The 24898-nt window shown below is 55.8% G+C and carries 27 protein-coding genes; 14 read left to right on the top strand and 13 right to left on the bottom strand.

Annotated features, from left to right (window positions below):
* Nucleotides 1–70: 70 nt before the first annotated feature.
* Nucleotides 71–850, top strand: a complete 780-nt coding sequence (locus tag CQ011_RS10515) for a hypothetical protein (RefSeq protein ID WP_105677695.1) — start codon at nucleotides 71–73, stop codon at nucleotides 848–850.
* 62 nt (nucleotides 851–912) lie between these two features.
* Here CQ011_RS10515 and CQ011_RS10520 read toward each other — a convergent pair whose 3' ends face one another.
* Both CQ011_RS10520 and CQ011_RS10525 read right to left on the bottom strand, forming a co-directional pair.
* On the bottom strand, nucleotides 913–2124 hold the full coding sequence (locus CQ011_RS10520; RefSeq protein WP_181148081.1) for an MFS transporter: 1212 nt from the start codon (nucleotides 2122–2124) through the stop codon (nucleotides 913–915).
* 47 nt (nucleotides 2125–2171) lie between these two features.
* Nucleotides 2172–2768: a TetR/AcrR family transcriptional regulator gene (locus CQ011_RS10525; protein WP_181148082.1), complete on the bottom strand. Its 597-nt coding sequence runs from the start codon at nucleotides 2766–2768 to the stop codon at nucleotides 2172–2174.
* Between the two features lie 535 nt (nucleotides 2769–3303).
* On the opposite strand from CQ011_RS10525, the gene benA reads away from it, so the two are divergent.
* The 6 genes from benA (at nucleotide 3304) to CQ011_RS10555 (ending at nucleotide 11935) form a co-directional block, all read left to right on the top strand.
* Nucleotides 3304–4662, top strand: coding sequence for a benzoate 1,2-dioxygenase large subunit (benA, locus tag CQ011_RS10530; protein WP_105678026.1), 1359 nt, complete (start codon nucleotides 3304–3306; stop codon nucleotides 4660–4662).
* 19 nt (nucleotides 4663–4681) lie between these two features.
* Nucleotides 4682–5212: a benzoate 1,2-dioxygenase small subunit gene (gene benB, locus CQ011_RS10535; protein ID WP_105677698.1), complete on the top strand. Its 531-nt coding sequence runs from the start codon at nucleotides 4682–4684 to the stop codon at nucleotides 5210–5212.
* Nucleotides 5213–5323: 111 nt separating this feature from the next.
* The gene (gene benC, locus CQ011_RS10540) at nucleotides 5324–6871 is read left to right on the top strand and encodes a benzoate 1,2-dioxygenase electron transfer component BenC (RefSeq protein WP_105677699.1); all 1548 of its coding nucleotides are present in this window, start codon (nucleotides 5324–5326) and stop codon (nucleotides 6869–6871) included.
* Entirely contained in the window at nucleotides 6868–7707 is an 840-nt protein-coding gene (locus tag CQ011_RS10545) for a 1,6-dihydroxycyclohexa-2,4-diene-1-carboxylate dehydrogenase (protein ID WP_286161164.1), read from the top strand. The genes benC and CQ011_RS10545 overlap by 4 nt, the downstream gene beginning before the upstream one ends.
* A 151-nt stretch (nucleotides 7708–7858) precedes the next feature.
* Nucleotides 7859–9202 (top strand): MFS transporter, encoded by a 1344-nt coding sequence (locus tag CQ011_RS10550; protein ID WP_105677700.1) that lies wholly within the window; start codon nucleotides 7859–7861, stop codon nucleotides 9200–9202.
* A 45-nt stretch (nucleotides 9203–9247) separates the two neighbouring features.
* Nucleotides 9248–11935: a helix-turn-helix transcriptional regulator gene (locus tag CQ011_RS10555; RefSeq protein ID WP_146112602.1), complete on the top strand. Its 2688-nt coding sequence runs from the start codon at nucleotides 9248–9250 to the stop codon at nucleotides 11933–11935.
* Between the two features lie 28 nt (nucleotides 11936–11963).
* On the opposite strand, the gene CQ011_RS10560 is transcribed toward CQ011_RS10555, so the two are convergent.
* The 3 genes from CQ011_RS10560 to CQ011_RS10570 form a co-directional block, all read right to left on the bottom strand.
* Nucleotides 11964–12146, bottom strand: a complete 183-nt coding sequence (locus tag CQ011_RS10560; protein WP_105677702.1) for a hypothetical protein — start codon at nucleotides 12144–12146, stop codon at nucleotides 11964–11966.
* 115 nt (nucleotides 12147–12261) lie between these two features.
* Nucleotides 12262–12792, bottom strand: a complete 531-nt coding sequence (locus CQ011_RS10565; RefSeq protein WP_146112603.1) for a hypothetical protein — start codon at nucleotides 12790–12792, stop codon at nucleotides 12262–12264.
* A 118-nt stretch (nucleotides 12793–12910) separates the two neighbouring features.
* Entirely contained in the window at nucleotides 12911–13351 is a 441-nt protein-coding gene (locus CQ011_RS10570) for a VOC family protein (protein WP_105677704.1), read from the bottom strand.
* A gap of 96 nt (nucleotides 13352–13447) precedes the next feature.
* Here CQ011_RS10570 and CQ011_RS10575 point away from each other — a divergent pair, with 96 nt between their 5' ends.
* The gene (locus tag CQ011_RS10575) at nucleotides 13448–13888 is read left to right on the top strand and encodes a cytidine/deoxycytidylate deaminase family protein (protein ID WP_105677705.1); all 441 of its coding nucleotides are present in this window, start codon (nucleotides 13448–13450) and stop codon (nucleotides 13886–13888) included.
* Nucleotides 13889–13963: 75 nt separating this feature from the next.
* On the opposite strand, the gene catA is transcribed toward CQ011_RS10575, so the two are convergent.
* The 5 genes from catA to CQ011_RS10600 all read right to left on the bottom strand — a co-directional run bounded on the left by catA (nucleotide 13964) and on the right by CQ011_RS10600 (nucleotide 18754).
* Complete coding sequence (gene catA / locus CQ011_RS10580) at nucleotides 13964–14821, bottom strand: catechol 1,2-dioxygenase (RefSeq protein WP_105677706.1); 858 nt, start codon at nucleotides 14819–14821, stop codon at nucleotides 13964–13966.
* Nucleotides 14822–15015: 194 nt separating this feature from the next.
* Nucleotides 15016–15294, bottom strand: coding sequence for a muconolactone Delta-isomerase (gene catC / locus CQ011_RS10585; protein ID WP_105677707.1), 279 nt, complete (start codon nucleotides 15292–15294; stop codon nucleotides 15016–15018).
* A gap of 31 nt (nucleotides 15295–15325) precedes the next feature.
* On the bottom strand, nucleotides 15326–16426 hold the full coding sequence (locus CQ011_RS10590; RefSeq protein WP_105677708.1) for a mandelate racemase/muconate lactonizing enzyme family protein: 1101 nt from the start codon (nucleotides 16424–16426) through the stop codon (nucleotides 15326–15328).
* Nucleotides 16423–17316: a LysR substrate-binding domain-containing protein gene (locus tag CQ011_RS10595; RefSeq protein ID WP_105677709.1), complete on the bottom strand. Its 894-nt coding sequence runs from the start codon at nucleotides 17314–17316 to the stop codon at nucleotides 16423–16425. Before CQ011_RS10595 ends, CQ011_RS10590 begins: the two co-directional genes overlap by 4 nt.
* 181 nt (nucleotides 17317–17497) lie before the next feature.
* Nucleotides 17498–18754, bottom strand: coding sequence for a DUF445 domain-containing protein (locus tag CQ011_RS10600; RefSeq protein ID WP_105677710.1), 1257 nt, complete (start codon nucleotides 18752–18754; stop codon nucleotides 17498–17500).
* 73 nt (nucleotides 18755–18827) lie between these two features.
* Between CQ011_RS10600 and CQ011_RS10605 the strand changes: the two genes are divergently transcribed.
* Genes CQ011_RS10605 through CQ011_RS10615 form a run of 3 tightly spaced genes read left to right on the top strand, consistent with a single transcriptional unit; the run spans nucleotide 18828 to nucleotide 21410 of the window.
* Entirely contained in the window at nucleotides 18828–20384 is a 1557-nt protein-coding gene (locus CQ011_RS10605; RefSeq protein WP_105677711.1) for a glycerophosphodiester phosphodiesterase family protein, read from the top strand.
* Nucleotides 20365–21096 carry an AzlC family ABC transporter permease gene (locus CQ011_RS10610; protein ID WP_286161165.1) on the top strand — a complete coding sequence of 244 codons (732 nt, stop codon included), beginning with the start codon at nucleotides 20365–20367 and terminating at the stop codon, nucleotides 21094–21096. The genes CQ011_RS10605 and CQ011_RS10610 overlap by 20 nt, the downstream gene beginning before the upstream one ends.
* Nucleotides 21093–21410 carry an AzlD domain-containing protein gene (locus CQ011_RS10615; RefSeq protein ID WP_096256485.1) on the top strand — a complete coding sequence of 106 codons (318 nt, stop codon included), beginning with the start codon at nucleotides 21093–21095 and terminating at the stop codon, nucleotides 21408–21410. The genes CQ011_RS10610 and CQ011_RS10615 overlap by 4 nt, the downstream gene beginning before the upstream one ends.
* Before the next feature lie 24 nt (nucleotides 21411–21434).
* Here the strand turns inward: CQ011_RS10615 and CQ011_RS10620 are convergent, their stop codons facing one another.
* Complete coding sequence (locus CQ011_RS10620; RefSeq protein WP_105677712.1) at nucleotides 21435–21884, bottom strand: MepB family protein; 450 nt, start codon at nucleotides 21882–21884, stop codon at nucleotides 21435–21437.
* 86 nt (nucleotides 21885–21970) lie between these two features.
* On the opposite strand from CQ011_RS10620, the gene CQ011_RS10625 reads away from it, so the two are divergent.
* Nucleotides 21971–22279: a thiamine-binding protein gene (locus CQ011_RS10625; RefSeq protein ID WP_105677713.1), complete on the top strand. Its 309-nt coding sequence runs from the start codon at nucleotides 21971–21973 to the stop codon at nucleotides 22277–22279.
* Nucleotides 22280–22412: 133 nt separating this feature from the next.
* Here the strand turns inward: CQ011_RS10625 and CQ011_RS10630 are convergent, their stop codons facing one another.
* Nucleotides 22413–22790: a hypothetical protein gene (locus tag CQ011_RS10630; protein ID WP_096256482.1), complete on the bottom strand. Its 378-nt coding sequence runs from the start codon at nucleotides 22788–22790 to the stop codon at nucleotides 22413–22415.
* 141 nt (nucleotides 22791–22931) lie between these two features.
* Here CQ011_RS10630 and CQ011_RS10635 point away from each other — a divergent pair, with 141 nt between their 5' ends.
* Both CQ011_RS10635 and CQ011_RS10640 read left to right on the top strand, forming a co-directional pair.
* Nucleotides 22932–23447: a GNAT family N-acetyltransferase gene (locus CQ011_RS10635; RefSeq protein ID WP_096256481.1), complete on the top strand. Its 516-nt coding sequence runs from the start codon at nucleotides 22932–22934 to the stop codon at nucleotides 23445–23447.
* The gene (locus CQ011_RS10640; RefSeq protein WP_286161166.1) at nucleotides 23440–24264 is read left to right on the top strand and encodes a spermidine synthase; all 825 of its coding nucleotides are present in this window, start codon (nucleotides 23440–23442) and stop codon (nucleotides 24262–24264) included. The genes CQ011_RS10635 and CQ011_RS10640 overlap by 8 nt, the downstream gene beginning before the upstream one ends.
* Here the strand turns inward: CQ011_RS10640 and CQ011_RS10645 are convergent.
* On the bottom strand, nucleotides 24257–24751 hold the full coding sequence (locus tag CQ011_RS10645) for a DUF2087 domain-containing protein (RefSeq protein ID WP_105677714.1): 495 nt from the start codon (nucleotides 24749–24751) through the stop codon (nucleotides 24257–24259). The genes CQ011_RS10640 and CQ011_RS10645 overlap by 8 nt on opposite strands.
* Nucleotides 24752–24898: the final 147 nt, after the last annotated feature.

The raw sequence follows: 24898 nt of genomic DNA on the forward strand, positions 1-24898 counted from the left end.
ATAACTTTGCGGTGAAAATCCGGCATTTTCTCGGGAACTATCAGGCTCGAGCCATTAGTCTGGTTACATCATGAGCAAAGATCCCATTTCGATGACATTTATTGATTCGAGCGGCAAGCCGCGCTCGGCCGTTCAAGACGCCATCATGCGGGGCGTTGGTGTGCAAAGACCATTAGTGCTGGCATACCTCAAACGTTTGCGCGCCAAACATCCGCAGGCCTCGGCCGCGGAGCTGGCAAAGATCGTTGAGCGCGATTATTTGGTCGTGGTTACAGGTTCAGGTGCTGCCGTCGGCGGTACTGCTGCCGTTCCAGCCGTTGGCACCGCGGTAGCACTGGGACTCTCCTTGGCCGCCACGATTGGCTTCTTAGAAGCCTCTGCGCTCTATGCGCAGTCGTTGGCGGAGCTACACGGTATCGCCATTGATGACCCCGACAGGTCTCGTTTGCTGGTCATGGGCGTGCTGATGGGTGAAGAAGGTAGCTCGATGATCTCGGCATTGACAAGTCAAGCGGCGGGACGAGGATCCGGACCGGTACAGGGTTGGGCGCGCTCCTTTGGATCTCATAAACCTACTAGTCTGATGGCGACGGCGCAGAAGAGTCTGCAGAAAAAATTCATCCGCAAAATGGTCGGTACCCAAGGTGTCAGTATGCTTGGACGCCTAGTTCCTTTTGGCATTGGCGCGGTAATCGGCGGAGCGGGCAACCGTTTTCTTGCTAAGAAGGTTATTGAAAACGCAGCAGTGGCCTTCGAAGGAATCGATACCGTCTCAGCGGGGCAGCTGGAGTTGGATGACCCAGATATTCTCGATACCGAGATCGGGGAGAAGAAGCGAAAGCGCAAGTAGTTTTTATACTGAAAAACAAGCGTAAATGTTTCACATGAAACATTTACGCTTGTTTTTCACTATTAACGCTTTGGAATGAGACGGTTCTGTCTCGAAGTCCCTGCAATCAACGCCAAGGCAATCAGTGACAACAGCACGACAAAACCGGCATAACCGTAAGTGACATTCTTCAATCCGAAGCTCGGGATTAGCAGTCCGGCAATGAGCGTTGGTAGCCCAAATGCTAGATAGCTAACCAGGTATACCGAGGAAAGCGTGCCTCCGCGTTGTAGCGCTGGAACTCGCTCCACGATGGTTCGTAAGCCACCCTGGAAGGCGCCGCCCAAGCCAATGCCACCGATGATGCTTGCGATGAAATATACAGCGATACTTTCCGTATAAACCGCGAGAACGAGGCCAGCCGAACCTACGATCAATGCCGCACAGCCAAGGATCATGACCTTCAGTGCATTGGACCGGAAGGTGAGCACGCCGAGTATTGAACTGGTACCGGTGACCGCCATAATGGCTAAAGCGCCTAGCGTGGGCGACTGAATATTCAGCAATGTTTTGCTGATGCTCGCGCCGAGTCCCAAATTCATCCCGACCAAGGCCCAACTGGCAAGCAGCGCGCCCACGGCAACGAAGAATTCGCGACGTACTTCTTTGGGGATCAGCACCGAGGGGACCAACGAACGAAGTACGCCTGGACGGCGCGGGTGACGTTCCTTGAGTAAGCATGCAGGGATAAGGGCAAGGATCAGAAGCGAGGCCACCACCAGGTATGGAACCTGAAATGGATGTGGTGCGAATTGGACAAGAATTCCACTAAGTAATGCGCCGAATCCAATAGCCGCCGGTGGTACCGCGCCGTTGAGCATTGCTACTGTGCCGTGGCGTGATGCGGGGGAGTAATCCAAGAGCGCGGCGCCTAAGGTGCCAAACCCGAGGCCCGAGGCGATACCCTGCAGGACTCGGGCAATTAAGAGGGCGTTGAGCGAATCGGCGAACGCCATGACCAGCATCGATGCGGCGGCGACCAGCAACGCGCAAAAGGCTACGGGGCGCCGACCAATATGATCCGATAGTGCCCCGCAGGTCAGCAAGGTGACCAACAGGCCAAGGATATATACGGCGAAAACGCTACTGACTTCTAGTGGGGATAATCCCCATTGCTCGGAGTAGAGCGGAAAGAGTGGCGAGGGAGTGCCGGAGTGTGCGGCGATGAGGCAAAGGCCAATTAGTGCGGTGGTGAAGCCGAATTTATCGGCGACGAAATTATTGGCGTGTGCCACGAGATCTCGTTCTGTGTTGAATTGGTTAGGGACTATGAGGCGAATGCCTAGGGTTGTTCAGCTAAGAGGCCGCGGACGGACCAACGTACGGTTTCTTCGATGTCTGCGACAGCTACATTGTCGGCATCGCGCATCAGTCGAAAGACCGCGGCTCCATAAACCACGTCGATGGCCATCTCTATATTCAGCCCAGGCGCCAGCTGACCCGAGGCTAGGGCGCGAGCGAAAAGTGGTTTGAGGGCTTCTCGCCGGGGTGCCATATAGAACTGATCGATGTACGCTGCGCTTTGTGGTTCCAAGGAGCAAGCGGCTAAAAGCTGGAAAAATACTCGGCCGCTCTGCACGCTGTGAAAAGTCAGTGATGCGACCGTGGAATTGACGAGATCCGTCAGTGGGTCACCAGCTGTGGGGAATTGCAGCGCTTCGCTTGTGACACGTCCAAAAGCTTCGGCAACTATCGCATTTTTGGTAGGCCAATGCTTATATAACGTCGCCGAGCTGACTCCCGAATATTCAGAGATGCGTTCAACTGAAATTCCACGGAATCCGACCTCGTGTAGTAGCTCAGCTGTAGCCTTTAGGACTTTTTGGTGGGTTGCCACACTGCGTGGGCGGGTGCTGACCGGCCAAATTTCCTGATTCACGGCAATCCTCAAAACTAAAGTGTCACTTTAGTTTACCAATAATTATCCGAAATCTGTGACCTTTAGTGGGCGTTAGGGCTCTCTGTCCAAGGAAATCACTGCTCGTAGATGCCGCCCAAAGCGTGGAGCCGTGCAGTGCGCCCGGCGTGCTGCGCCGCCTGCCAATTTACCGGCAGTGAACCGGCGTAGGCCCCGCTTGGTGTGGTAAATCCAGCACAAATTTCTGAGCGGAAAGTCTCGCGTTCGAGTCAGCGGGTAGCGCGATTTTTGACCTTTGATGCGTGGGGAATCAGGGCGTGCCCGTTCCTTGATCGGCACTTCGTCCGTCTAGGGTACGCAGGTGCCAAGCAAACAACAAATACTTTAGAAATTGTGTTTGATATGCGCAAACTCCTAGTAAAAATGCCTAGGCCAAGGCTAGGCAGATGCCTAGTGTGATGGCGCGCACAACCTGTCAAGGTTGAATCCATCAATGGCCGCCAAGCAGCGGTTGCGCCCTGTCGGGCCCCATATGAAGGATGGAGCAAACCACATCATGACTGAGACTCTAAACGCCGTATCCGAGGTGCTCGACAACGCGCTTGTTGACAGCCCCGAAACCGGCGAATACCGCACCAACCGAAACATTTTCACCGACGAAGAAGTTTTCGAGCTGGAAATGAAGCACATCTGGGAGGGCAACTGGGTTTACCTGGCCCACGAATCGCAGATCCCCAACATTGGTGACTACTTCACCACCAACATCGGCCGTCAGCCGATCATCATCTCGCGCAACAAGCAGGATGAGCTCAACGCCATCATCAACGCTTGTAGCCACCGCGGCGCAATGCTGTGCCGTCGCAAGACCGATAACCGCACCACCTTCACCTGCCCATTCCACGGATGGACCTTCAACAACTCGGGCAAGCTGCTCAAGGTTAAGGATTCCCGCGGAGCCGGTTACCCGGAGCAGTTCAAGCAAGATGGTTCGCACGACCTGACCAAGGTTGCCCGCTTCGAGAACTACCGCGGCTTCCTCTTCGGCTCGCTGAACCCCGACGTTCCATCGCTGGAAGAACACCTGGGCGAAGCGGCAAAGATCATCGACATGATCGTTGACCAGTCTGAAGAAGGCCTAGAAGTCCTGCGTGGCTCCTCGACCTACACCTATGACGGTAACTGGAAGCTACAGGCCGAGAACGGCGCCGATGGCTACCACGTCTCGGCAACGCACTGGAACTACGCGGCCACTCAGGCCCGTCGTGCCTCCGGTGAGTCGACCAATGACACCAAGACCATGGATGCCGGCGGCTGGGACAAGCAGGAAGGCGGCTTCTACTCCTTCGACAACGGCCACCTGCTGCTCTGGACCGAATGGCTAGACGCCGCAAACCGTCCCTTGGCCGAACAGCGCGACGCGTTGGTTGCCAAGTATGGCGAAGCCAAGGCCGACTGGATGATCGGTGTCTCGCGCAACCTGTGCCTGTACCCGAACGTTTACCTGATGGACCAGTTCTCCTCGCAGATCCGCGTATTCCGTCCGGTCGCTGTGGACAAGACCGAGGTCACCATCTACTGCATCGCACCTAAGAGCGAGTCAGACGCCGCTCGCGCCAACCGCATCCGCCAGTACGAGGACTTCTTCAACGCCTCGGGTATGGCCACTCCGGATGACCTCGAAGAATTCCGCTCCTGCCAGAAGACCTACATGGCTACCGCAGCGAAATGGAATGACATGAGCCGCGGCGCGGCACACCAGATCACCGGCGCAGACGAGCGTGCCAAGGCCATTGGCCTAGAACCAATCGCCTCCGGTGCGCGCACCGAAGACGAGGGGCTGTACCCAATCCAGCACGGCTACTGGCTTTCGGCCATGCGCACCGCACTGGCAGCCGAACGCGAAGCACAGAACTAAGGCCGAAGGGAAAATTCACATGAGCACCATTGCATTAACCGAGGCAGCGACGTCCAACGGCACCATCACCACCGCCGATGTCGCACAGTTCCTCTACCAGGAAGCCCGCTTCCTCGATGACCGTGACTTCGATCGCTGGATCGATTGCTACCACCCAGAAGCTACCTTCTGGATGCCAGCATGGGCCGACGATGACAAGCTCACCGAGGACCCGCAGCGCGAGATCTCGTTGATCTACTACGCAAACCGTGGCGGTCTGGAAGACCGTGTCTTCCGTATCAAGACCGACCGTTCCTCGGCCACCTCGTTGCCAGAGCCACGCACCGGACACAACATCAACAACATTGAGATCGTTGCGGTTGATGGGGACAAGGTTGAGGTGCGCTTCAACTGGTTCACCCTGTACTACCGCTACCAGAACGTGGACACCTACTTCGGTACCTCGTTCTACACGATTGACTACTCGGGCACTCAGCCGGTGATCACCGCGAAGAAGGTAGTGCTGAAGAACGACTACATCCACCACGTAGTGGATATCTACCACATCTAATTCGGCCGAGAACACCCGGTCAGCCCGTGATGCGTCGAGCTTAAGCTCGGCGCATCACGGCCAAGAACTTCCCGCTGCGCTGTCAGCATCATTTTGAAAAGAGCCCCCATTATGACTTATCAGGTCGCCCTAACCTTCGAGGACGGGATCACCCGCTTCATCAAAGTTGGCCCCCGCGAAACCGTCGCCGATGCCTCCTACAAGGCAAGGATCAACATCCCGCTGGACTGCCGTGACGGCGCCTGCGGCACCTGCAAGTCGTTCTGTGAATCGGGCAAGTTTGACGGTGGCGATTACATCGAAGAGGCGCTGACCGATGACGAAGCCGAGGCCGGCTTCTGCCTTCCCTGCCAGATGGTTCCGGAGTCGGACCTGGTCCTGCAGATCCCAACCACCTCGGATGTGGCTAAAACCGCGGCGAGCGTCTACGAGTCAACGCTGACCGAGATCCGCCGTATTTCCGAAACCACCTACGCCTTCAGCCTCGAGGTAGATAACCGCGAAGAGCTAAACTTCCTGCCCGGCCAGTACGTGAACATCGAAGTTCCGGGTTCTGGCGGACAGACCCGCTCCTACTCCTTCAGCTCCGGACCCGAGGTTGCTACGGTATCCTTCCTGATCCGCATCACCGATGGTGGGCTGATGTCCACCTACATGCGTGATGTGGCGCAGGTGGGGGATCGACTTTCGTTCACCGGACCAATGGGCAGCTTCTTCCTGCGCGAACCAAAACGCCAGTCGTTGCTACTGGCCGGAGGCACCGGACTAGCGCCCCTGCTTTCCATCTTGGAAAAACTTGTCGGCATGGACAACGCACACCCGGTCCACCTGATCTACGGTGTGAACACCGATACCGACCTGGTCGAGCTGGATGTGCTAGAAAATTACACCTCGCGTATCGAAGGATTCAGCTTTGATACCGTAGTGGGCGACCCAAACAGTGCCGCGGAAAAGAAGGGTTACGTCACCAACCACTTCCAACCACAGCACCTGGCCGAGGGCGACGTTGATATCTACCTCTGTGGCCCGCCTCCGATGGTCGAAGGCGTACGCCGCCACCTGGAAACCGAAGGCATCAAGCCGCAGAACTTCTACTACGAGAAGTTCGCCCTCGCGGTAGTGCCAGATGCCGCGCCGGCTACCGAGGTTGCAGCCCCTGTGGAACAAGCCGAGGAGGTAGTTGCGCAGGCGGTCACCGAATACGAAATCGGTGAGGAACACGCAACCTTCCAGGCGCAGTTTGATGCCCGGATGGCGCTGGAACTGGCGATTGTGGAACTGACCATGGGTCGGTTGACCGAGCAGCAGCTCGGAGAATTTAAGATCCTTGCAGAAATTGCAGGAAAGACGCTCGATGGAGAAAAATTCGTCAATGCCGACGAATTTACCGTCACCAACGACGCATTCCACGAGTTCTTGTTCACCTGTGTGGGCAACGAACACCTGCTGCAGGCTTACACCCGCCTCGAAGTACCGGCAATTATGGCCAAGGTCCTGCGCCAAGAACACTGGATCGATGGCGCGGTAGACGCAGACCACCTGGCCATCGTGGCAGCTTTCGAAAAGCAGGACATCTCCGCGGCGCGTACCGCAATCATCGCGCACAACGAGCATGCCAAGGCCACCATGGCTGCCGCATCCAAGGAATTGAACAAGTGAGCGGGGCCGACACCACGAGCAACGTGACCGAAGCTGCGGGCTTGCCCGAGTCATTCCATGCCGGACGTTTTGCCGGCAAGGTAGTGATGGTCACCGGTGCCGCACAGGGCATCGGCTGGTCAGTAGCTCGGCGCATCGCCGCCGAGGGTGGTGATTTGGTGCTGGTAGACCGAGCCCCATTGATCCATGACGTGGCAGAGGGTTTGCGAGCCCACTCGGCGCATGCGTTGAGTGTTACCGCGGATCTGGAAACCTACGAGGGCGCCTTGGCGGCGGTTACCGCTGCCATGGATGAATTCGGCCGGATCGATGTGCTGATCAATAACGTGGGTGGAACCATTTGGGCTAAACCTTATGAGCATTACACGCCACAGGAGATTCAAAAGGAGATTCAGCGTTCGCTGTTCCCCACCCTGTGGATGTGCCGTGCTGCCTTCGAAGTGATGGTTACCGCCGGTGGCGGCACCATCGTTAACGTCTCCTCGGTGGCCACCCGTGGCATGAACCGGGTGCCCTACGCGGCAGCGAAGGGTGGGGTGAAGGCCATTACCTCGGCGTTGGCCATGGAAGGAGCACCGCACGGAATTCGTGTGGTGGCTACCGCCCCAGGCGGCACCGAAGCACCTGAACGTCAGGTCAAGCGCGGCCCCGCCCCACAGGGCGAGCAGGAGCAGGCCTGGTACCAGACAATTGTTGACCAGACCGTGGACTCAACGTTGCTCAAACGGTACGGAACCTTAGACGAGCAGTCCGCTCCGATCGTGTTCCTAGCCTCCGATGAAGCCTCCTATATTACCGGTGCAACCCTCGCGGTGGCCGGCGGAGACCTCGGATAGTTCGACTGAATATCGAATGAAACGGCCCGTTACGACGGGCCGTTTCGTTAATCATCTTGATCCCGGTGCAGTAGCTGTACCCGCCGGGCACGTATTTTCTGGGGGCACAACGAGGTGCCCCCAGATACCGCAAATGAACGGAAATCACGTGATGACCAGCCCTACAATAAACAGTTCCAAGCAAGCGAGCACGGTACGTTGGGTGGTCACTATCGCCGCCATCGCACTGATCTTTGACGGTTATGACCTAGTAGTTTTTGGGACCATCGTTTCCACCCTGCTCGCAGATCCCAGCCAGCTAGGACAGCTTGATGCGGCTGCCGCAGGACTGCTGGGAAGTTACGCCTTGCTCGGTGTGATGGTTGGTGCGCTGACTACAGGCGCCGTCGGCGATTACCTAGGCCGCCGCAAGGTCATGCTCACCGGTATTATCTGGTTCTCCATTGGCATGGCGCTGACCGCTTTTGCTCCAGACTCATTCTGGTTCGGGATCTTGCGCTTCCTCACGGGCATGGGAGTGGGCGCATTGGTCGCCACCGCTGGTGCCATCGTCGCTGAATTTGCACCGAAAAACCGCCGTAACTACTACAACGCCATCGTTTATTCCGGCGTGCCCATGGGTGGTGTGCTTGCCTCGCTCCTGGCAATGGTGCTCACCGACCTCATCGGCTGGCGTGGATTGTTTATGATCGGTGCATTGCCGTTGCTCTTCCTCCTGCCTATGGCATGGTTCAAACTTCCGGAATCCCCACAATGGCTGTTGTCACGTGGTCGGGTAGCCGAAGCACAAGAACTGTCGGCACGCACCGGCATTGTTCTCGAACTACCAATTGATGCTAAAACCGAGAACTCTAAAGCAGAAGCAGTGGGCTTCGCAGCTCTGGCTACCAAACGCTACGCCTTGCCAACAGCACTGCTGGGCATGATGAGCTTTGCAGGATTGTTGCTTACTTACGGCTTGAACACCTGGATGCCGGAAATCATGTTGCAAGCCGGCTACGGTAAATCCCACTCATTGTTATTCCTCTTGGTGCTCAACCTTGCAGCGGTGTTTGGCGGACTGCTTGCCTCGGTCGCAGCAGACCGAACCGGCCCCAAACAGGTCATCGCGGTGACCTTCTTCCTAGCTGCCCTTGCAATGGTGTTAATGACGTTGAAGCTGCCACTGTTGTTGCTCTTGGCACTAGTGGCGGTGGCTGGTGTGGGAACCATCGGTACTCAGGTGCTGATCTATGGATTTGTCTCAAATTATTACCACAGTGCCGCTCGCGGAGCAGGCGTTGCCTGGTGCGCTGGGTTCGGCCGCCTCGGCGGTATTTTCGGTCCGCTGGCCGGGGGACTGCTGCTCAGCGCGGGAGCGACCCCAGGAACTGCGTTCTACGTTTTTGCAGCTGTTGCTATCGTTGGAACATTGGTCACCACCTTTGTACCTATGTCTCGATCCAACGCGCTGCAGCCTGCGCGTGAGCTCTTGGTGACCGGCACAGAAAAGTAGTTGCACATCGATTCGGTGAAAAATATTAACAAAGGGGTGGTGGGTGTGAAATTGAGCCAGCAGGAAGCTCAAGACACACTCGCCACCCTTTTGCGTGACGCGGAACAGGGGCGCAGTGCCCTCGCCGTATTGCAAGGGCCACAGGGTAGTGGAAAGAGTACCGTCATCCGACGGATGCACACCAGATCTCGCGCGGCGACCGTCAGCGTGGTGACCGCTTCTCGCTGGGAGGCCCACGAGCCAGCGGCGGCACTGGGGCCGTTGCTAGAACCTATTGGTTTTGGCTCACCAGCGGATCTGGGCCCCGCATTGTTGCATTTCCTCCGTGCGGAACCAGAGCGCGCCCGAGTATTGGTGATTGAAAATGCGCAGTGGGTCGATGCTCAGAGTCTGGCGGCGGTGCGCTATGCCTGGCGGCGATTGCGCACCGAACGAGTGCTTATCGTCTTGGCAATCCGAGATAGTGATGTGGCCATGTTGCCGCCCGAAGCCCGCGAATTTCTTGATGACAGTGAATTGAGCCGTGTACAACTGGCTCTGCCAACATCGGCGCAAATCGGTGAGATTGTATTTACCCGCTTGGGTATTGAACTGCCGGCGATGGCTGCCGAGCAACTGGTGGAGTATACCCATGGCAATCTTCAGACGATCCTTGATTTAGCGCAGGAGAACCCGGAACAAAGCTGGGAACAATGGAATCGGTGGCCACCGGCACCACGGGCGTTGTCGTTACACATCAAACGCCTACTCGAAGAAATTGAGCCACAGGCCCGCGCCATTCTGGAAGCGGCCGCGGTGTTAGGCGTACAAGCCAGGCTCGATCTAATCGTCAGACTTGCGCAGGTCACCGAGCCATTAAGCCCGCTACAACAGCTGGTCGATGTTTCTCTGGTGCAAACCTACGGACACAGCGGCATGGTGCGGCTCGGATTTGAAAGTCAGCTCACTCGGATGGCGGTCTACCACCAGATTCCTTTGAGCACGCGAATTAGGTTGCACACCGCCGCGGCGAAAATTGTGGAGGACCACGGTGCCATACTCGGCCATCGGGCCGATGCCAGCCTCTTGCCTGACGTTGGTCTCTCCCGTGCGTTAGCGGCGTATGCGGTGGCCCAAGGGCAACGTGGTGAATGGTCTTCGGCGGCAACTGCCTTCTTCCGCGCCACCCACCTAACACCCAACCCGCAAGAACGTGATTCCCTGCTGCTCAAGGCGGTAGATGCCATCGTTGCTGCCGGTGAATTGCGCCGAGCCCAAACGTTTTCACATCAGCTTGCGAGTTTAGCGAGCAGTCCTGAACGAGATGTACTCTCCGGCTATATAGCCATTCTGCAGGGGTGCGCGAATACGGCTAATCGGTGGCTCACCAGCGCCTGGCAGAGTGCTGTTCAAGCTCAGGCCAGCGATGCCATGGCGGTCATCTCGCAGCGTCGGGTATTACATTCCCTCTGCCAATTGGAAGGTCAAAAACTTCTAGATTGGGCCGAGCAGTCGCTGAATTTAGCCGAGGTTGGCAGTCCACTGGCGATTGAAAGCGCAGCCATTCAGGGCCTGGGTTTGGCAATGATGGGACGCCGTGACGAAGGTGAACAGGTGCTTCTTGGTCTGCTCGCAAAGCTGCCCACCGGGGCTCAACGCCAACGCGCAGAAATGTCGTTGGGGTGGGTGTATTTAGCTTCTGACCGGGTGGAACTGGCTCGTCATGAGCTAACTGCCGCCAGCTCCACCGACTTCAGCGAGGGTTCACTGCGTATTGCCCTCTGGGCTAAGGCGTGGTTAGCCCGCGCGGAATTCTTGATGGGAGATTGGGACCAAGCGCTAGAGACCGTACGAGCGGCGCAGGTGCTTCAGGAGCGTTCTGAAATTCAGGTGGTTCGGCCGCTTATTCAAGCTACCGCCGTCCTCATCCATGCCCTGCGTGGAAATTGGGACCTGGTCGAAGTTCACTTGGCAAAAGCGTGGGCCAAAATTGGTAGCTATCCGGTGATGGAGGTTCCTTACCGGATGGCACGCGCGGAAGTTGCCAGAGCCCAAGCAAACCATGAAGAAGTCATTTTGGTCTTAGAACCACTGCTTAATTTGGACCGCACACAAGGGATCGATGAACCTGGATTCTGGACATGGCAAGACACCTATGCCGGTGCGCTAATTCGGGCCGAAAGATTGGATGAGGCCGAAGCGTTTATTTCTCCGCTCTTAGAAGCCTCCCTAGCAACCGGTCATCACAGCAGTAGCGCACGGTATCTGAGTGTGAAAGCCATGCTGTTAGCAGCTCGCGGAGATATCGATGGTGCGCGTGAGATCTTCGAAGAGGCTTTAAGGCATTTAGAAGGCATCGGCGCCGCGTACTATCGAGCTCGAATTGATCTCTCATATGGGCAGTGCTTACGCCGAGCCGGAAAACGCGCCGAATGCGTTGCCCCGTTAACTCGAGCGTTGGCCACGTTCACACATCTTGATGCCACCGCCTACATCGAACGTTGCACCCGCGAATTGCAGGCTAGCGGTACCGGTATGTCGCGCCGAGATGCGACCGACTGGTCCACACTCACGGCGCAAGAGCAGACCGTTGCGAAACTTGTCTGCGAGGGCGCCAGCAACCGCCGGGTAGCCGAAGAACTATTTATCAGCACCAAAACTGTGCAGTACCACCTGACAAAAATTTACGCGAAGCTGGCCGTTTCAACTCGTACCGAACTTGCTGCACTAACCCGTGAGGGATTCGCCGAGTAATGCGCAATACTAACGCGCAGGAAGCGGACTAGTCCCGGTTTGTTTTCGAGGAGTTCTGTGTTGGTCCGGGCATGAAATGTTGCCTACCAACAAGCATCGCCGCAGCTGTGCCGGGGATGACTAAGAGCAACGGTAACCACTGGGTGAAAGCGAAAATTATCAACGCTGCAACCAGCAAGATGAGCGGGGCACTTTGATAGACCTTTGACATGATGTGGCCTCCTACGGGGCAACGGTGTCTGCCGAGTCTAGCCGCTATTTCTTATCGTTGGTTGGTTTCCTAGATAATTATTCACAATTCATCGGCTGCGTTCACGGCACCAAAGTTAGTCCGTTACGCTCGCTGATTGAGAAGCTGGATGGATAGGTTCCCCGGGAAATACCTGCGCTGGGAGGCCGATAGTAAAGCCTTCGGCACGCACGACCGTGCCAATTAGTTCTAAAGAATGTGCACGATTAGCTGACCCATCGCTGAGCGTTACTAAGATGCCACTGCCGAGCTGTTCGCCAACGGTAATCTTCAGATCGTCCGGGGTGATTCCTTGCTCCTGGAAGATGACTTTAGTTGCGGCGACCATCTGATCGCTGAGTGGCTGACCGTCGGCAGGTGTGGAAGTGACACGACATACGCCGTCGAGGTCGCCGGCGTAGACGGCGGTGACCAAGGATCGGCTAGCTTCTTCGAGGGAGGCCACGGGCTTCTCTCCAGTACAGGTGTCGTCTGAGTAATTGCCAAAGGCCGTACATCCCGAGATAAGCCCCGCACAGAGCGCGAGCCCAAGTATCGAGGCCCCTGAACTAAGACGAGGCTTGTAGGTCTGCAAGCGTTGTTGAAGTAACCCATCTGTTGCTGCCATATTGTAGATGCCTTTGCTAGAAATAAGATGGCGGCAAAGAATGTGTAAAGAACATCTCACAAGGTGTTTTGCCAACCTTCTCGAATCCTAACAACCGAAGCAAATCAGGGGAAGGTTCTCAGCCCAGACGCTGCGCGAGGGCCACAAGAATTCCTTCAGGGCCGCGGATGTAGGCCATTTTCCATGAACCCTCATACTCACCCACACCGCCCACGAGGGCATAACCTTGGGACTTGAGGCGCTCGACCTGTCCCTGTAGATCATCAATTTCGAAAGACAGACTCCGAATCCCCAACTCGTTGGCCATGTTCTGCGGAGATCCGTTTAGGTGTGCGGGACGAACGAAGCTAGAAAGCTCTATTGCCGTATCACCACCCGGGATTCGCAACATCACGATTTCGGACCGCGCATTGGGCAGTGCCGTGACCGTGTTAATGAAGTCGCCTTCCACGAAGGTACTCCCTTCGACTTCAAGGCCGAGCCCAACAAAAAACTCCGTGGCTTTCTCAAGATTTTGAACGGTGATACCAACATGATCAAACCTCAAAATACGCGACATAAGGAGTACCTCCGGTAGGGAAACGTTTGCTGATTCAAAGTTGAGTCTACGAAGGTATTCGAGGCTAAGGAAGGGGTCTAGCGCCTACGATAAAGTATGCCGATTAACATTCCTGCCTCTGCGCTTCCGTTGACAGTCAGCGACCTTGAGCTCATCAACTTTGCGCGCGAAACGATTGATGCGACCACCGATGCAGGTGCAGATGCAGACGGTATTCATACGATGGGCGCGGCGGTGCGGGCAGCGGACGGCAGAATGTTCGGCGGGGTAAATATCTACCACTTCACCGGTGGCCCTTGCGCCGAGCTTGTGGCGCTCGGCGCAGCGCGTGCCGCCGGAGCAGTCGAGCTGACACACATCGTGGCGGTGGGAAATCATGGTCGGGGAGTGAAGAGCCCCTGCGGTAAAGACCGACAAATACTTGCGGACTATTATCCGAGCATCCGTGTCATTCTCGAAGCGCCTGAGGGGGCAGTCAGCGTGCTTGCCCAAGATCTGTTGCCGCTAGCCTTTGACCATCGCGCCGAACAAATTTGAAGCTCCTGAGCTGGAGATAAAAAAGCACCGTCTGACGCTCCCATACAGCGTCAGACGGTGCTTCTAAGTTCTGCTTTACTTCACTGGGTCAAGTACGAAATCGTAGGTGACCTGCTGACCGTTGCCGGACTCGGCTGGCTGAGGGTTCAGCAGCAGCTCTGGCTTCACGGCGCTTGCGATGTCATCATCGTTGTGCTCGTCGCCTGGGAAGTACAGCTGTGCGGTGAGTAGTTCGTGACCTTCAGCCGAAACCTTCAGGTGTAGGTGGGCTGGACGCCATGCGTGCCAACCGGCCGCAGCGATCAGCTGACCGCAGGCACCGTCGGTAGGGATCTGGTATGGAGCTGGCTGCATGGTGTTGATCTGGAAGTTGCCTTCCTCATCAGCGATGAAGGTGCCGCGCAGGTTCCACTCTGGGATGCCAGGAGCGAACTGCGAGTAGAAGCCTTCTTCGTCAGCGTGCCACAGCTCAATCTTGGCGTTCTTCAATGCAGAACCATCGGTGGAGCGAACCTGACCCTGGAAGAGCAAGTTGGTGCCCTTCTCGTCTTCGCGCATCGAGATAGTGGCAGGGGAGTCCTGGGAAGGAGCTTCTGGCACGTAGTAAGGGCCCTCGATAGAACCCTTGTTGCCTTCGCGGTGATCGGTGGCAACATCTTCCACCGCGTGCTCCAGCCATACGTCTAGGAACAGTGGCCACTCGCCATCGTCGCCAACCTTGATCAGCCATGCCTTCAAGGCGTTGAACTCGTCGTAGCTCACACGCTCTTCGAGGATGATGTCGGTTGCGGCCTTTACAAGCTTGGAAGCCAGCAGGTTCACTCGCTCGACGGAGGTCTCGATGGCGTTAAGCTTTCCGGAGGTGCGGAACTTGTCGGTGGCGGCGTTGCCCGACTTTGCTGCCGTTGCATCCTGTGGAGTTTCGATGGTCATAATGACTCCCCTAAACGTGTGTTATGTGACTGACGCGGATCTATATTGTGATCCCCATCATCTCGTGCGATTGATATTCAATGTAGTGCAGTGTCTATGCCGAGTAAAATACTTATTTACCGTCCACTGAGATCATTTGAATATCAATCCTTGTGGGTTAGCGCACAGCTGGTGACGGGGCACTCAAATTGCATCTAGCGTATTGAGTTTGGGTGCTTTGCCAGAGGGGTCACCTTGATCTTCATGTACGCGTACATCGGGAATCCGCTGAGAATCTGATGTAGCTCATCATTGGATTCGACGTCATAAATGGAGTGGTTTGCATACTCGCCAACAATGCGCCAGATGCCCTGCATCTTGCCGCTTTCCTGCAACTGAGCCGAGTAGGCCTTCTCGCGGACCTGGAAATCTGCAACTTGCTCTGTCGTGAGGTGAGCCGGGAACGATACATCCATACGTGCAAGAAACAACATTGGGTTCTCCTAAAAGTAAGTGGGGGTGATTCTAGTCTTGGCGGTAATGCGCCAGCTTGGTTTCATCAATTCCGGCGCCTACGCCGGGAACGTTTCGCACCGAGATGCGCCCGTCCTTGATCACCAGCGGATCCGCGAGCAGGTCATCTGTCATATCCAAGAAGTTCGACAGTTCGCCGGCCTTACGGGTAGTGGCCTGGTGGGCCGCGCCAAAGGTAACAGTGGCCAGTGAGCCGACTTGAGTGTCGATCTGATTGCCCATGGTGACATCCACGCCGAGCCCGGTGCAGAGCCCCAGGATTTCGGTGGCTTCGGTGAACCCCGAACGCGCGGTCTTGATACAGATGGCGTTGGCACCACCGGAGAGCAGTTCGCGTGAGACGTCACCGGCAGTCGGGACGGACTCGTCGGCAACAATTGGAATTGGTGAGCGTTCAACAAGTCGCTTGCGGCTCAGGGTTTCCTTGGCATCACACGGCTCTTCGAGCATCGTGAGGCCAAGACCCTCGGTCTGACGTAAGACTTCCATCGCCTCGTTCGCGGTCCAACCACGGTTCGCGTCTAGATAAATCTCGACGTTTTCACCTAGGCCCTCGCGCAACACTCGGCATGCCTCGATATCCAGCGCCAGAGGTCGGCGACCCACCTTCAGCTTGAAGGTGGTGATGCCGTACTGCTCGCCGAAGCGTAGGGCTTCTTCGAGGAGTTCTTCGGCCGGACGGAAGCCAAGCATGTGTGATACTCGCATGGAATCGGTGAATCCGCCGAGAAGCTTGTGTACCGGGGTCTTCACCGCTTGGCCGATAGCATCCCAGATGGCGATATCCAGGGCGCCCTTGGCAACCTGGTTGTGTATCGTGCGATCCATGACCTGACGAATCTTTTCGCGGTCAAAGATATCCAAGCCAAGCACCTGTGGACCAAAGACATCCTGCACAATGGTGCGGATGGAGGTCTGGGTTTCGCCATAGGTATACGGACGTGGTGGGGCATCGGCGATGCCGATGATTCCGTCTTCGGTGTGTACACGGATCAGTACGTGGTCGGCCGTGTGTACCTCGCCGCTGGCAAAACGCAATGGGTGCGTGTAGGGGATGGCGTAAGGGATCGCTTCTATGCGAGCAATTTTCATTCGGAGTGTCCTTCCTCAGGAGCCAAGTTGGTGCAGAGTTTTAGAAAGTTTTGTACCAGCGGTGACTGATTGCCCAGCTTCCACGCGACCGCAAGATCGACCGAAGGGGCGTTGCGCAGTGGACGGAAAATGATCCGCTCGCTGTGTGGCAGGTAATTGGACGTTGGAACCATGCCGATGCCTAAGCCCGCGGCCACAAAGGTCAGTAGGGTAGAGGTCTCGCGGGCTATCTGCGCGGTGCGCGGAATGAATCCGGCGCTGCGACAGGCTTCAACGAAGATCGTGTTTACCGCAGAGGTGGCGGGGTAACAAATGAAATTTTCGGTTCGCAACTCTTGGATGTCGATAACTTCTTGTGAAGCCAGACGGTGCCCGGTGGGTAACGCGACAGCGAGCAAGTCTTTCTCTAATAACGAATATTCGACCTCGTCATTGTGTACTGGCGGGCGCAAGATCGCGATATCAAGACGGCCTTCAGCCAGCGCTTCTTCCATTTCCGGGGTAAGCATTTCGCCCTGAACGTTGAGCTGAAGTCCCGGCATATGCTCGGTGGTCGCGGCGATCACCTTGGGCATGATGCGGTAGGTGGCGCTGCCGGTGGAACCTAAGCGGAGCACTCCACTCGCACCGTCCCCGACGGTGCGTACATCGCGTGCAAGTTGGCTATGTTCTTCGAGGAGCGCGCGGGCTCGGGTCAACAGCAATTCGCCGGCAGGAGTGAGATCCACTTTGCGGGTAGTGCGGATGAAAAGCTTCGTTCCCAGTTGTTCTTCGAGCTGCTTGATCTGCTGAGAGAGCGGTGGCTGAGCCATATGCAGGCGTTCGGCAGCGCGGCCGAAATGTCGTTCTTCGGCTACTGCGACGAAATAACGTAAAAGTCTAGTTTCCATGGATGCTCCGATCGTCGACCCGCGCTTAAAGCTGTAGCGACGTTCATGGCAACTCTAGTCAGCCGGTTCGATAGTGAGAAATACTTATTCAAAGGTTATTGAGACTGAATAAATACTAATCTCTCGATGGCTTGCAGGGAAGAGGCGTTGTTACGCGTCCCTGAATACGTATTCTGGCACGTCAGCCAGAGATGACCATGATGAGCTCGCCCACGGAGAAAATTACGACGCCTGCTAGTGCGCCGATCACGGTGCCATTGATCCGAATGAACTGCAGATCACGGCCAACCTGAAGCTCAAGCTTTTCACTGGTTTCCGCTGGATTCCAGGCCTGAACAGTATCGCTGACTAGTCCAGCCAAAGCCGCTCCATGCTGTTCGGTCAGTGAAGCAACGCCAGAAACTAAGCGGTCCTCCAAATTCTCACGGAGCTGATGGTCATTTTGTAGACGTTCGCCAAAAGTACCCAAAGCTGAACGAAGCGCAATATTGAGTGGAGACTCGGCATCCTGCAAGGACTGAATCAACCCGGTCTTCAAAGAATCCCAGCCACGAACAGCTAGTTCACGTAACTGTTGGTCGCCAAGCAGTGAGTGCTTAAATGCCTCGACCTTGTTGATGGTTCCCGGGTCATGCTGCATGGCCACAGTGAAATCCGCCAGCCAAGCGGTCAGCGCCAGACGCAATGGATGTTGCACATTATTTGCCACTGCGAAGAGCAATCCGCGTAATTCTTGATGCACTTTCTGCGCCAGCAGCTGGTCGACCATTTGTGGAACCCATGAAGGGGATCGACCAGAAACCACATCTAAGAACACCTCAGGGTGTTCGGACACCCAGGTTCCGGCCCGCTGTGCGATCAGTTCTACGGCGACTTCATGATGGCTATCGTCGATGAGTTTCTGGCCTAGTGCTCCGAGAGTTGTGGACCATTCTGGGGCGACCACATAATCATTGGCTAATACCTGCAAGACGGTGAGTACCTGCTCATCATCCAGGGAATTTAATGCGCCTACGGCCAGAGTCGAAAGCTGGGTGGCCGCGGCAGTAGAACCCTTCTCGCTAGCAAGATAGCTACCGGCACGAAGCCCCAATTGTGCTTGACGAAGCTTTGTGGTGATGACTTGAGGGGTGAGGAAATTCTGCTGTACAAAATCACCTAAAGAGGCGCCAAGTTCATCTTTTTTACGTTGAATCAGATTTGTGTGAGGGATTTTCAGGCCCAGAGGATGTCGAAATAGCGCAGTCACCGCAAACCAGTCGGCCACCGCGCCGACCATCCCGCCCTCGGCGGCTGACTTCAGATAACTCAAAGCAGGAATTCGCTCTTGGAACAGCACGCTAAAAACAAATAGCGCGCACATTAGTAAGAACAGCAGGGTAGCTACCCGCTTCATACTGCGAAGGCCTTCGGTGCGCTGATCAAGAAGTTCTGGCATGCGCACCACTTTACTTGTGATGGCACGCCATTAATGACGCGCGTACCGCGCATAAACCAGTAGCGTTGGAGACATGGACACGCTCTTTTACGCACATCGCGGTAGTTCGCAAAAATTCGCCGAAAATACTCGCGCAGCCTATCTGCAAGCCATCGACGAGGGTGCGGATGGAATTGAGTGTGATGTGCACCTGAGTAGCGACGGTGTAGTGGTCTGCCATCATGATCCAACCGTTGACCGTACCAGCGATACCACCGGCGAAGTGGCTGGATTTACGCTCGACGAGCTCAAAAAGATGGATTTCTCCTCTTATATGCCGGTGGCCGTACCGGAAGAATACGGAAGCATCAGCGACCAGCTACTTAGCCTAGTGGAGCTGCTTGAATTGATCGACGAGCGTGGGACCAACATTGGTTTAGCGATAGAAATCAAGCATCCCAGCCCGTACGGGCACCTGCTCGAAGAAGAAACACTGAAGGTCTTAGCTGGATTTAATTTTGATCCACAGACGGGACTGGCGGGTCGCCGAAGCCAGATTCAGGTGACTTTGATGAGTTTTGAGCCTGACTCAATTCGTTTCCTCGCCCAGACCGTGAATCGAGCATTGCTTTGCCAGCTGATGACCGAGATTGATCCACGGCGGGTAGCGGACTTTCTCAACGACGGTGAAACTATACGCGCCGGAGTATATGAAGTGATGCGCCGTTCAGTGGCTGAAGGACGGGAGCTGATCGATGCCGGAGGTGCCGGTATTATTGGCCCAGGCGTGGCCTGGGTCCGCGCCAACGAACACTTAGTGCGTCAATGGTTAGAACAGGGACTCACCGCGCGAATCTGGACCGTAGACCGCCCCGCTGACGCACAGTATCTGATCGACTTGGGAGTCACCCAAATTACCAGCAACCGCCCGGCAGCACTGCGTCAAGAATTGGACCAAGGAATGAGCACCAAGAACACCACGACCCAAGATAATCTCTACCTGCGCGATAGCTATGTTTTCAGTACGCAAGCTACCATCATCGCTTCGGGTAGCGATGAAGCCGGTTACTGGATTGCTCTGAGCCCTAACATCTTCCACCCACGCGGCGGAGGCCAACAAGAAGACCACGGAACGGTTGACGAGCAGCCGGTGAGCGTTGGACGCACCGATGACGGGCTGGTTGTTCTTTACACAACTTCCACCTTCAGCGACGGACAAATCGTCACCGCAACAATCGACGAGGCGCAGCGACGCGGCAACGCCGCCTTACATACCGCCGGGCATATTCTCGGCTTTGCCGGAGAGGATCGCGGATGGGAGCACCGCGGGCACTCACACTTCCCCGGGCAAGCACGTCTAGATTTTGATCCAGCGAGTATCGACTTGCCGCTTAATGATGAAACCGAAAAGGCAGCAGCTGAAGCTTGGTTACAGCAACGCGTTGACGAGCTGATCTCACACGGCGGGTCAATCAGCACTCAAATAGATGAGCATGGCCACCGCACGGTCACCATCGAGGGGATCAATTCCGAGGCCTGCGGGGGCACTCATGTGAATCACGTGAACCAGTTAGACGCAGTAAAAATCGGCCAGGCACGAGTCAAACGTGGAGTTTACAAGGTGCGGTACGATGCCCAGCACAAAGAATAATTGGTTGACCCCGGCTACCAAAATGGGCCTGTCCATCGCGCTCGCGACTGGACTCTACGGGATCTCATTCGGTGCTTTGTCCATAGCTGCAGGTCTTAACCTGTGGCAAACGGTGGCCTTGAGCGCGTTAATGTTTACCGGTGGCTCGCAGTTCGCTTTCATCGGGGTGCTCTCCGGAGGCGGTGCAGCCTCAGCCGCCTTTTCCGCGGCGACCCTACTGGGGGTGCGCAACGCCGTCTATGGAATGCAGATTAAGCAGTCGCTTCGCCCTAGCCCACGGTTGGTTCCCTTCATGGCACAGGTGACCATCGATGAGTCCACCGCAACGAGCTTAGGCCAAGCGAGTCTCAGTGAACGGCATCTTGGGTTTTGGACCGCGGGCCTAGGCGTTTATGTGCTCTGGAATCTCTTTACCCTCGTGGGCGCGCTGCTTGGCGAACGAATGGGAGACCCTGCGGCTTGGGGGCTGGATGGTGCTGCGGTCGCTGCGTTCCTGGGACTGTTGTGGCCACGATTAAAATCAGCACAACCGGTTTTTGTCGCTTGTGCTGCGGCGATTGTTACCGCGTTCGCAGTGCCGTTGACGGTTCCTGGTGTACCTATTCTGATCACCGCCGGGTGCGCAGTACTTTTTGCGGTGCTCACCGGGCGTCACACCAAACCGGCTACCGAACACGGACAGCTGCAACAAGTAGATCAGGAGAAAACATGAGCGAATTGAGCTGGTGGCTCCTGGGCGCTTGCGCGGCCGCCTTTGCACTGAAGATTAGTGGCTACTTTGTCCCTCGTCGCGTACTTGACTCCCCCTTGATGAGCCATGTGGCAGCAACACTCACCGTCGCGTTGCTGGCCTCACTGGTCACTATGAATGCGGTAACTAGCGGACAAGAACTTATCATCGACGCGCGGATCGGAGCGTTGGCGGCAGCAACGATTGCTTTGATCTTCAAAGCTCCCTACTTAGTAGTGGTCCTTGTCGGAGCACTGGCTGCGGTTGCGTTGCGTGCCACTGGATTAGCGGCGTAAACGCCACTGCGCGTGCGGGTGCGCTCAAACTAAAGTGCTGAAGGCCGAACTTTGGGCGCGTTGCGTGCGTTGTGCTTGCGGATTGAGTTGTGTGCACCAACTTGGGTAGACCCGGAATCCACGTTTCCCGGGACTGGAATCGCTGGTGGTGATTCCAAGCTCTCGTAAATGATCTTCGGTGAACCTGAAGACGCCGAAACGTTCCCCGTCTTGTACGAAAACCAGCATTCCCGCAATTTTTTCACCCGCGCTAAACGGCACGGTCCGACCTTCACCGTCGCGTGTCCAACAAGCAAGGAACGCTCCGGGTTTGGTGGGGGTGATGCGCGCGGTACGAATTCTCCAATGTTGGTTTTCTAGCTGAACTACGGCTGATTCGTAGTCGCTGTTTTGTTCCTCTGCCGCGATTGCGGGCGGTGTTGAGCTAGCGGTTAAATCTAACGATAAATATCTAGTCAGTGCGCTATAGGTCATGCAGCCCATTGTAGTTAAGTCACAAAATATTGCGCACACAGAACATAAAGGCTGACAAGCTTCGAGGTCGGTGGCACAGTGGAATCATGATTGTAGCTTTTTCAGTTGCCCCAAGCACCGACAACCCCGATGCCTCGGTTCATGAGGCCGTCGCCGAAGCGGTACGAATCGTTCGAGCCTCCGGTTTACCGAACCGCACAAGTTCAATGTTTACCGAGCTCGAAGGCGAGTGGGATGAAGTCATGGCTGTCGTTAAAGCCGCCACAATGGCTGTGAGCAACTACGGTTCCAGGGTTTCACTGGTGCTCAAGGCCGATATCCGCCCGGGATATACCGGTGAACTTGACGGAAAGATTCAGCGTCTCGAGCGCGCGATTGAAGATTCTGAAGCCTAAATGTCATGATTCAGCATTCTGCACAGCGGGAGTGCGTAGCGAACGGTGATTATCTTAGATTTCGTGATTCTTCGCGGGGCCACAAACCATTGATTCCAAGTGATTGGGATGGACTTGAGCCCGGCAGAGCGTTCTAACGCGAAATAGAGTTTGCGGTCTCTGCTGTCTCCGTCTCCTGAGGCGGAGACATAAACGGAGGGTAACGGCGCACGAGGAAATTCGTTGCAAAGCCGCCGGCTAATGCCACGAGAGCTCCGAGCCACAGTGCATAATTCGTTTCGCGAAGTAGCCCTCCCAGAGTTGGGGCGAGCACCATGGGCAGAATATAGAACCAATGTTTGGCAGTGGTTGGCCCCCAGAGCCCTTCAAATTTTGCTAAGAGGCTAAAACTAACGATTAGTAGCAATGAACCGAAACAGATGATCCAAAAAGTCGGGGATAAACAGAAGACCAGCGTTAGACCTGTCACGACGCTGCCGCTGAAGGTCGCGAACTTCTCGTTACGATCCACCCGTGACCTTCCCTTCGCTTCGGACGTTTAAATAACTATCTACTTAGTTTTCCAAATTCCATCCGCCGTAGCAATAGTCCTTAAGTAGGAGGGCAGTGGTGCCTAGCGACGCGGAACCTGATGCTGACGTAATGTAGGAGCGTGTCACTTTTGAACGAATACCGAATCCGTCTGGCCCAGGAGCAAGATCTCCGGGCAGCTCTTGAAATGAAGTTGCAAGCTTGGCGTGAAGCCTACTCGTCCTTCCGTGACGAAGGATTTTTCGCTCACCATGAAAGCCAACTGGACCAGCAGCTTGCGTGGTGGGAACGTGGCTTGGCTGGGGGAGCGCAGTTCTGGATTGCCGAAACAGGGGACGGAAAAATTGTCGGCTTAGCCGGCGGAACCCCCACCATTGAAGAAGACCAAGATACCGGCGTCGATATTGAACTCGGCGTACTTTATGTGCTCAAAGAGTATTACGGCACCGGGCTGGCAGCCCATTTGATGGACACCGTGCTGTCACGGCGTGACGCGTTGCTCTGGGTGCTGGAAGGAAATGCGCGAGCAATAAACTTCTATACCAAACACGGTTTTGTTCCGGATGGCACTAGCGAAGAGCTGGTCGGATCTTGGGCAGGTCTTCGTGAGCAACGGATGGTACGTAAACATGGCTAAGACCGAAAGTAATGTCATGGTCGGAAGCTACGAGATCGCTACCGGGCTTGCTGAAATTGAACCTGACCCTTACGGAGCTAACCGTTACATTCTGAAGGTCAACGGTGTGCCTTCTTCGCCTATTGATCTTGATGACCCAGGCTACCTGGATTTTGAATACATGCGTTGGATGGAACCTGTATTCACCATTGGTTTTCCCATCGACGAATTTGACGGCCGCACGCGCAAACTTCGGGTGTTACACCTAGGTGGCGGCGGCTGCTCAATGGCTCGTTGGGTTGCAGCGACCTATGAGAACGCGCGCCAAGTTGTTGTTGAACTCGATGCAAAACTCGCCGAGTTAGTGCGTACTCGTTTCGACGTCCCGCGTGCACCCTTGGTCCGGTTACGTGTGGGTGACGCCGGGCAGGTGCTCCCCACGCTCAGTGACGACAGCCGGGACATCATCATCCGAGATGTATTCGCAGGCAGCATTACTCCGCGCGAGCTCACTACCGTGGGGTACGCCCAGGAAGCTCAGCGAGTACTGGATCAAGGCGGAGTTTACTTATTGAACTGCGGTGACTCTGCGGACCTTGCCGGCGCGCGAGCAGAAGCTGCTACGCTACTTTCCGTATTTTCCCACGTGGCCATGATTGCTGATGCGCCAATGCTCAAGGGACGCCGTTACGGAAATATTGTGTTCCTAGCTAGCGACGAGCCGTTAACACTCGGCGCGAGCTTTGAACGAAACCTGCGAATTGCCCCGCTGCCAGCGCAACTGGTTGCCGGTGCTGGGGTTACCAAATTTGCTGCGGGAGCCACGCCGATTAGCTAACTGGCATTCGGTAAGCGGTGCCGTCCGCGTCCCGCTGGACCAAATTATGGTCCACCATGTAACGACGCAGTAAGGCCACATCCTCATGAATGACCGCTAAGCGCTCATTGAGCTGATCTTCCCGTAAGGATTCTTGGGCGGTCAGAACCTGGTCTCGAATATGGACCATCACTTCATGGCGGTCTGTAGGACGTGCCGGTAAGGCGTTTAGCCGGGTGCCTGTAAAAAAGCGCAGTATTCCGGTGCGCTGGGTATTGGCTGCCGATGCGGCCTCCAGGGTGTCATTCAAAAGCTCTTCATTGAGCGTCCAACCCTGGTCTGCATCAACTAACAAGCCAATCTTGGCCCAACGACGTAGGTCTTTGAGGCTCTGGGTAGAGCTGCCGAGTTTGGCTCCTTCTCCGGCTAGGACCAAACCCAGTGCCTTGCGCATATTCGGGTTCTTTAATCCCGCAGCGATTTCGACCCACTTGTTGTGTTGAGACATGTTCTTCCTTCAACGTTCAGATCATCTGGATATTTCTCATGCTACCCAGTGTGATTCACCGGGCGTAGAAATGGCTGAATCTCAACTCACGGTAATGGCTGCGAAATAGGGGAGAAGGCTGAGCCTTTGCGGTTCGGTCGGTAAGCG

Source organism: Arthrobacter sp. MYb213 (assembly GCF_002979915.1).
Classification (GTDB): Bacteria; Actinomycetota; Actinomycetes; order Actinomycetales; family Micrococcaceae; genus Glutamicibacter.

Coding starts and splice junctions, on each gene's coding strand:
- CQ011_RS10515 (WP_105677695.1), top strand. CDS start 71: ATGAGCAAAGATCCCATTTCGATGACATTTATTGATTCGAGCGGCAAG.
- benA (WP_105678026.1), top strand. CDS start 3,304: ATGACTGAGACTCTAAACGCCGTATCCGAGGTGCTCGACAACGCGCTT.
- CQ011_RS10590 (WP_105677708.1), bottom strand. CDS start 16,426: ATGAAAATTGCTCGCATAGAAGCGATCCCTTACGCCATCCCCTACACG.
- CQ011_RS10560 (WP_105677702.1), bottom strand. CDS start 12,146: ATGTCAAAGGTCTATCAAAGTGCCCCGCTCATCTTGCTGGTTGCAGCG.
- CQ011_RS10625 (WP_105677713.1), top strand. CDS start 21,971: ATGATTGTAGCTTTTTCAGTTGCCCCAAGCACCGACAACCCCGATGCC.
- CQ011_RS10610 (WP_286161165.1), top strand. CDS start 20,365: ATGCCCAGCACAAAGAATAATTGGTTGACCCCGGCTACCAAAATGGGC.
- catC (WP_105677707.1), bottom strand. CDS start 15,294: ATGTTGTTTCTTGCACGTATGGATGTATCGTTCCCGGCTCACCTCACG.
- CQ011_RS10620 (WP_105677712.1), bottom strand. CDS start 21,884: ATGACCTATAGCGCACTGACTAGATATTTATCGTTAGATTTAACCGCT.
- CQ011_RS10565 (WP_146112603.1), bottom strand. CDS start 12,792: ATGGCAGCAACAGATGGGTTACTTCAACAACGCTTGCAGACCTACAAG.
- CQ011_RS10570 (WP_105677704.1), bottom strand. CDS start 13,351: ATGTCGCGTATTTTGAGGTTTGATCATGTTGGTATCACCGTTCAAAAT.
- benB (WP_105677698.1), top strand. CDS start 4,682: ATGAGCACCATTGCATTAACCGAGGCAGCGACGTCCAACGGCACCATC.
- CQ011_RS10645 (WP_105677714.1), bottom strand. CDS start 24,751: ATGTCTCAACACAACAAGTGGGTCGAAATCGCTGCGGGATTAAAGAAC.
- CQ011_RS10575 (WP_105677705.1), top strand. CDS start 13,448: ATGCCGATTAACATTCCTGCCTCTGCGCTTCCGTTGACAGTCAGCGAC.
- CQ011_RS10595 (WP_105677709.1), bottom strand. CDS start 17,316: ATGGAAACTAGACTTTTACGTTATTTCGTCGCAGTAGCCGAAGAACGA.
- CQ011_RS10640 (WP_286161166.1), top strand. CDS start 23,440: ATGGCTAAGACCGAAAGTAATGTCATGGTCGGAAGCTACGAGATCGCT.
- CQ011_RS10605 (WP_105677711.1), top strand. CDS start 18,828: ATGGACACGCTCTTTTACGCACATCGCGGTAGTTCGCAAAAATTCGCC.
- benC (WP_105677699.1), top strand. CDS start 5,324: ATGACTTATCAGGTCGCCCTAACCTTCGAGGACGGGATCACCCGCTTC.
- CQ011_RS10615 (WP_096256485.1), top strand. CDS start 21,093: ATGAGCGAATTGAGCTGGTGGCTCCTGGGCGCTTGCGCGGCCGCCTTT.
- CQ011_RS10550 (WP_105677700.1), top strand. CDS start 7,859: ATGACCAGCCCTACAATAAACAGTTCCAAGCAAGCGAGCACGGTACGT.
- catA (WP_105677706.1), bottom strand. CDS start 14,821: ATGACCATCGAAACTCCACAGGATGCAACGGCAGCAAAGTCGGGCAAC.
- CQ011_RS10600 (WP_105677710.1), bottom strand. CDS start 18,754: ATGCCAGAACTTCTTGATCAGCGCACCGAAGGCCTTCGCAGTATGAAG.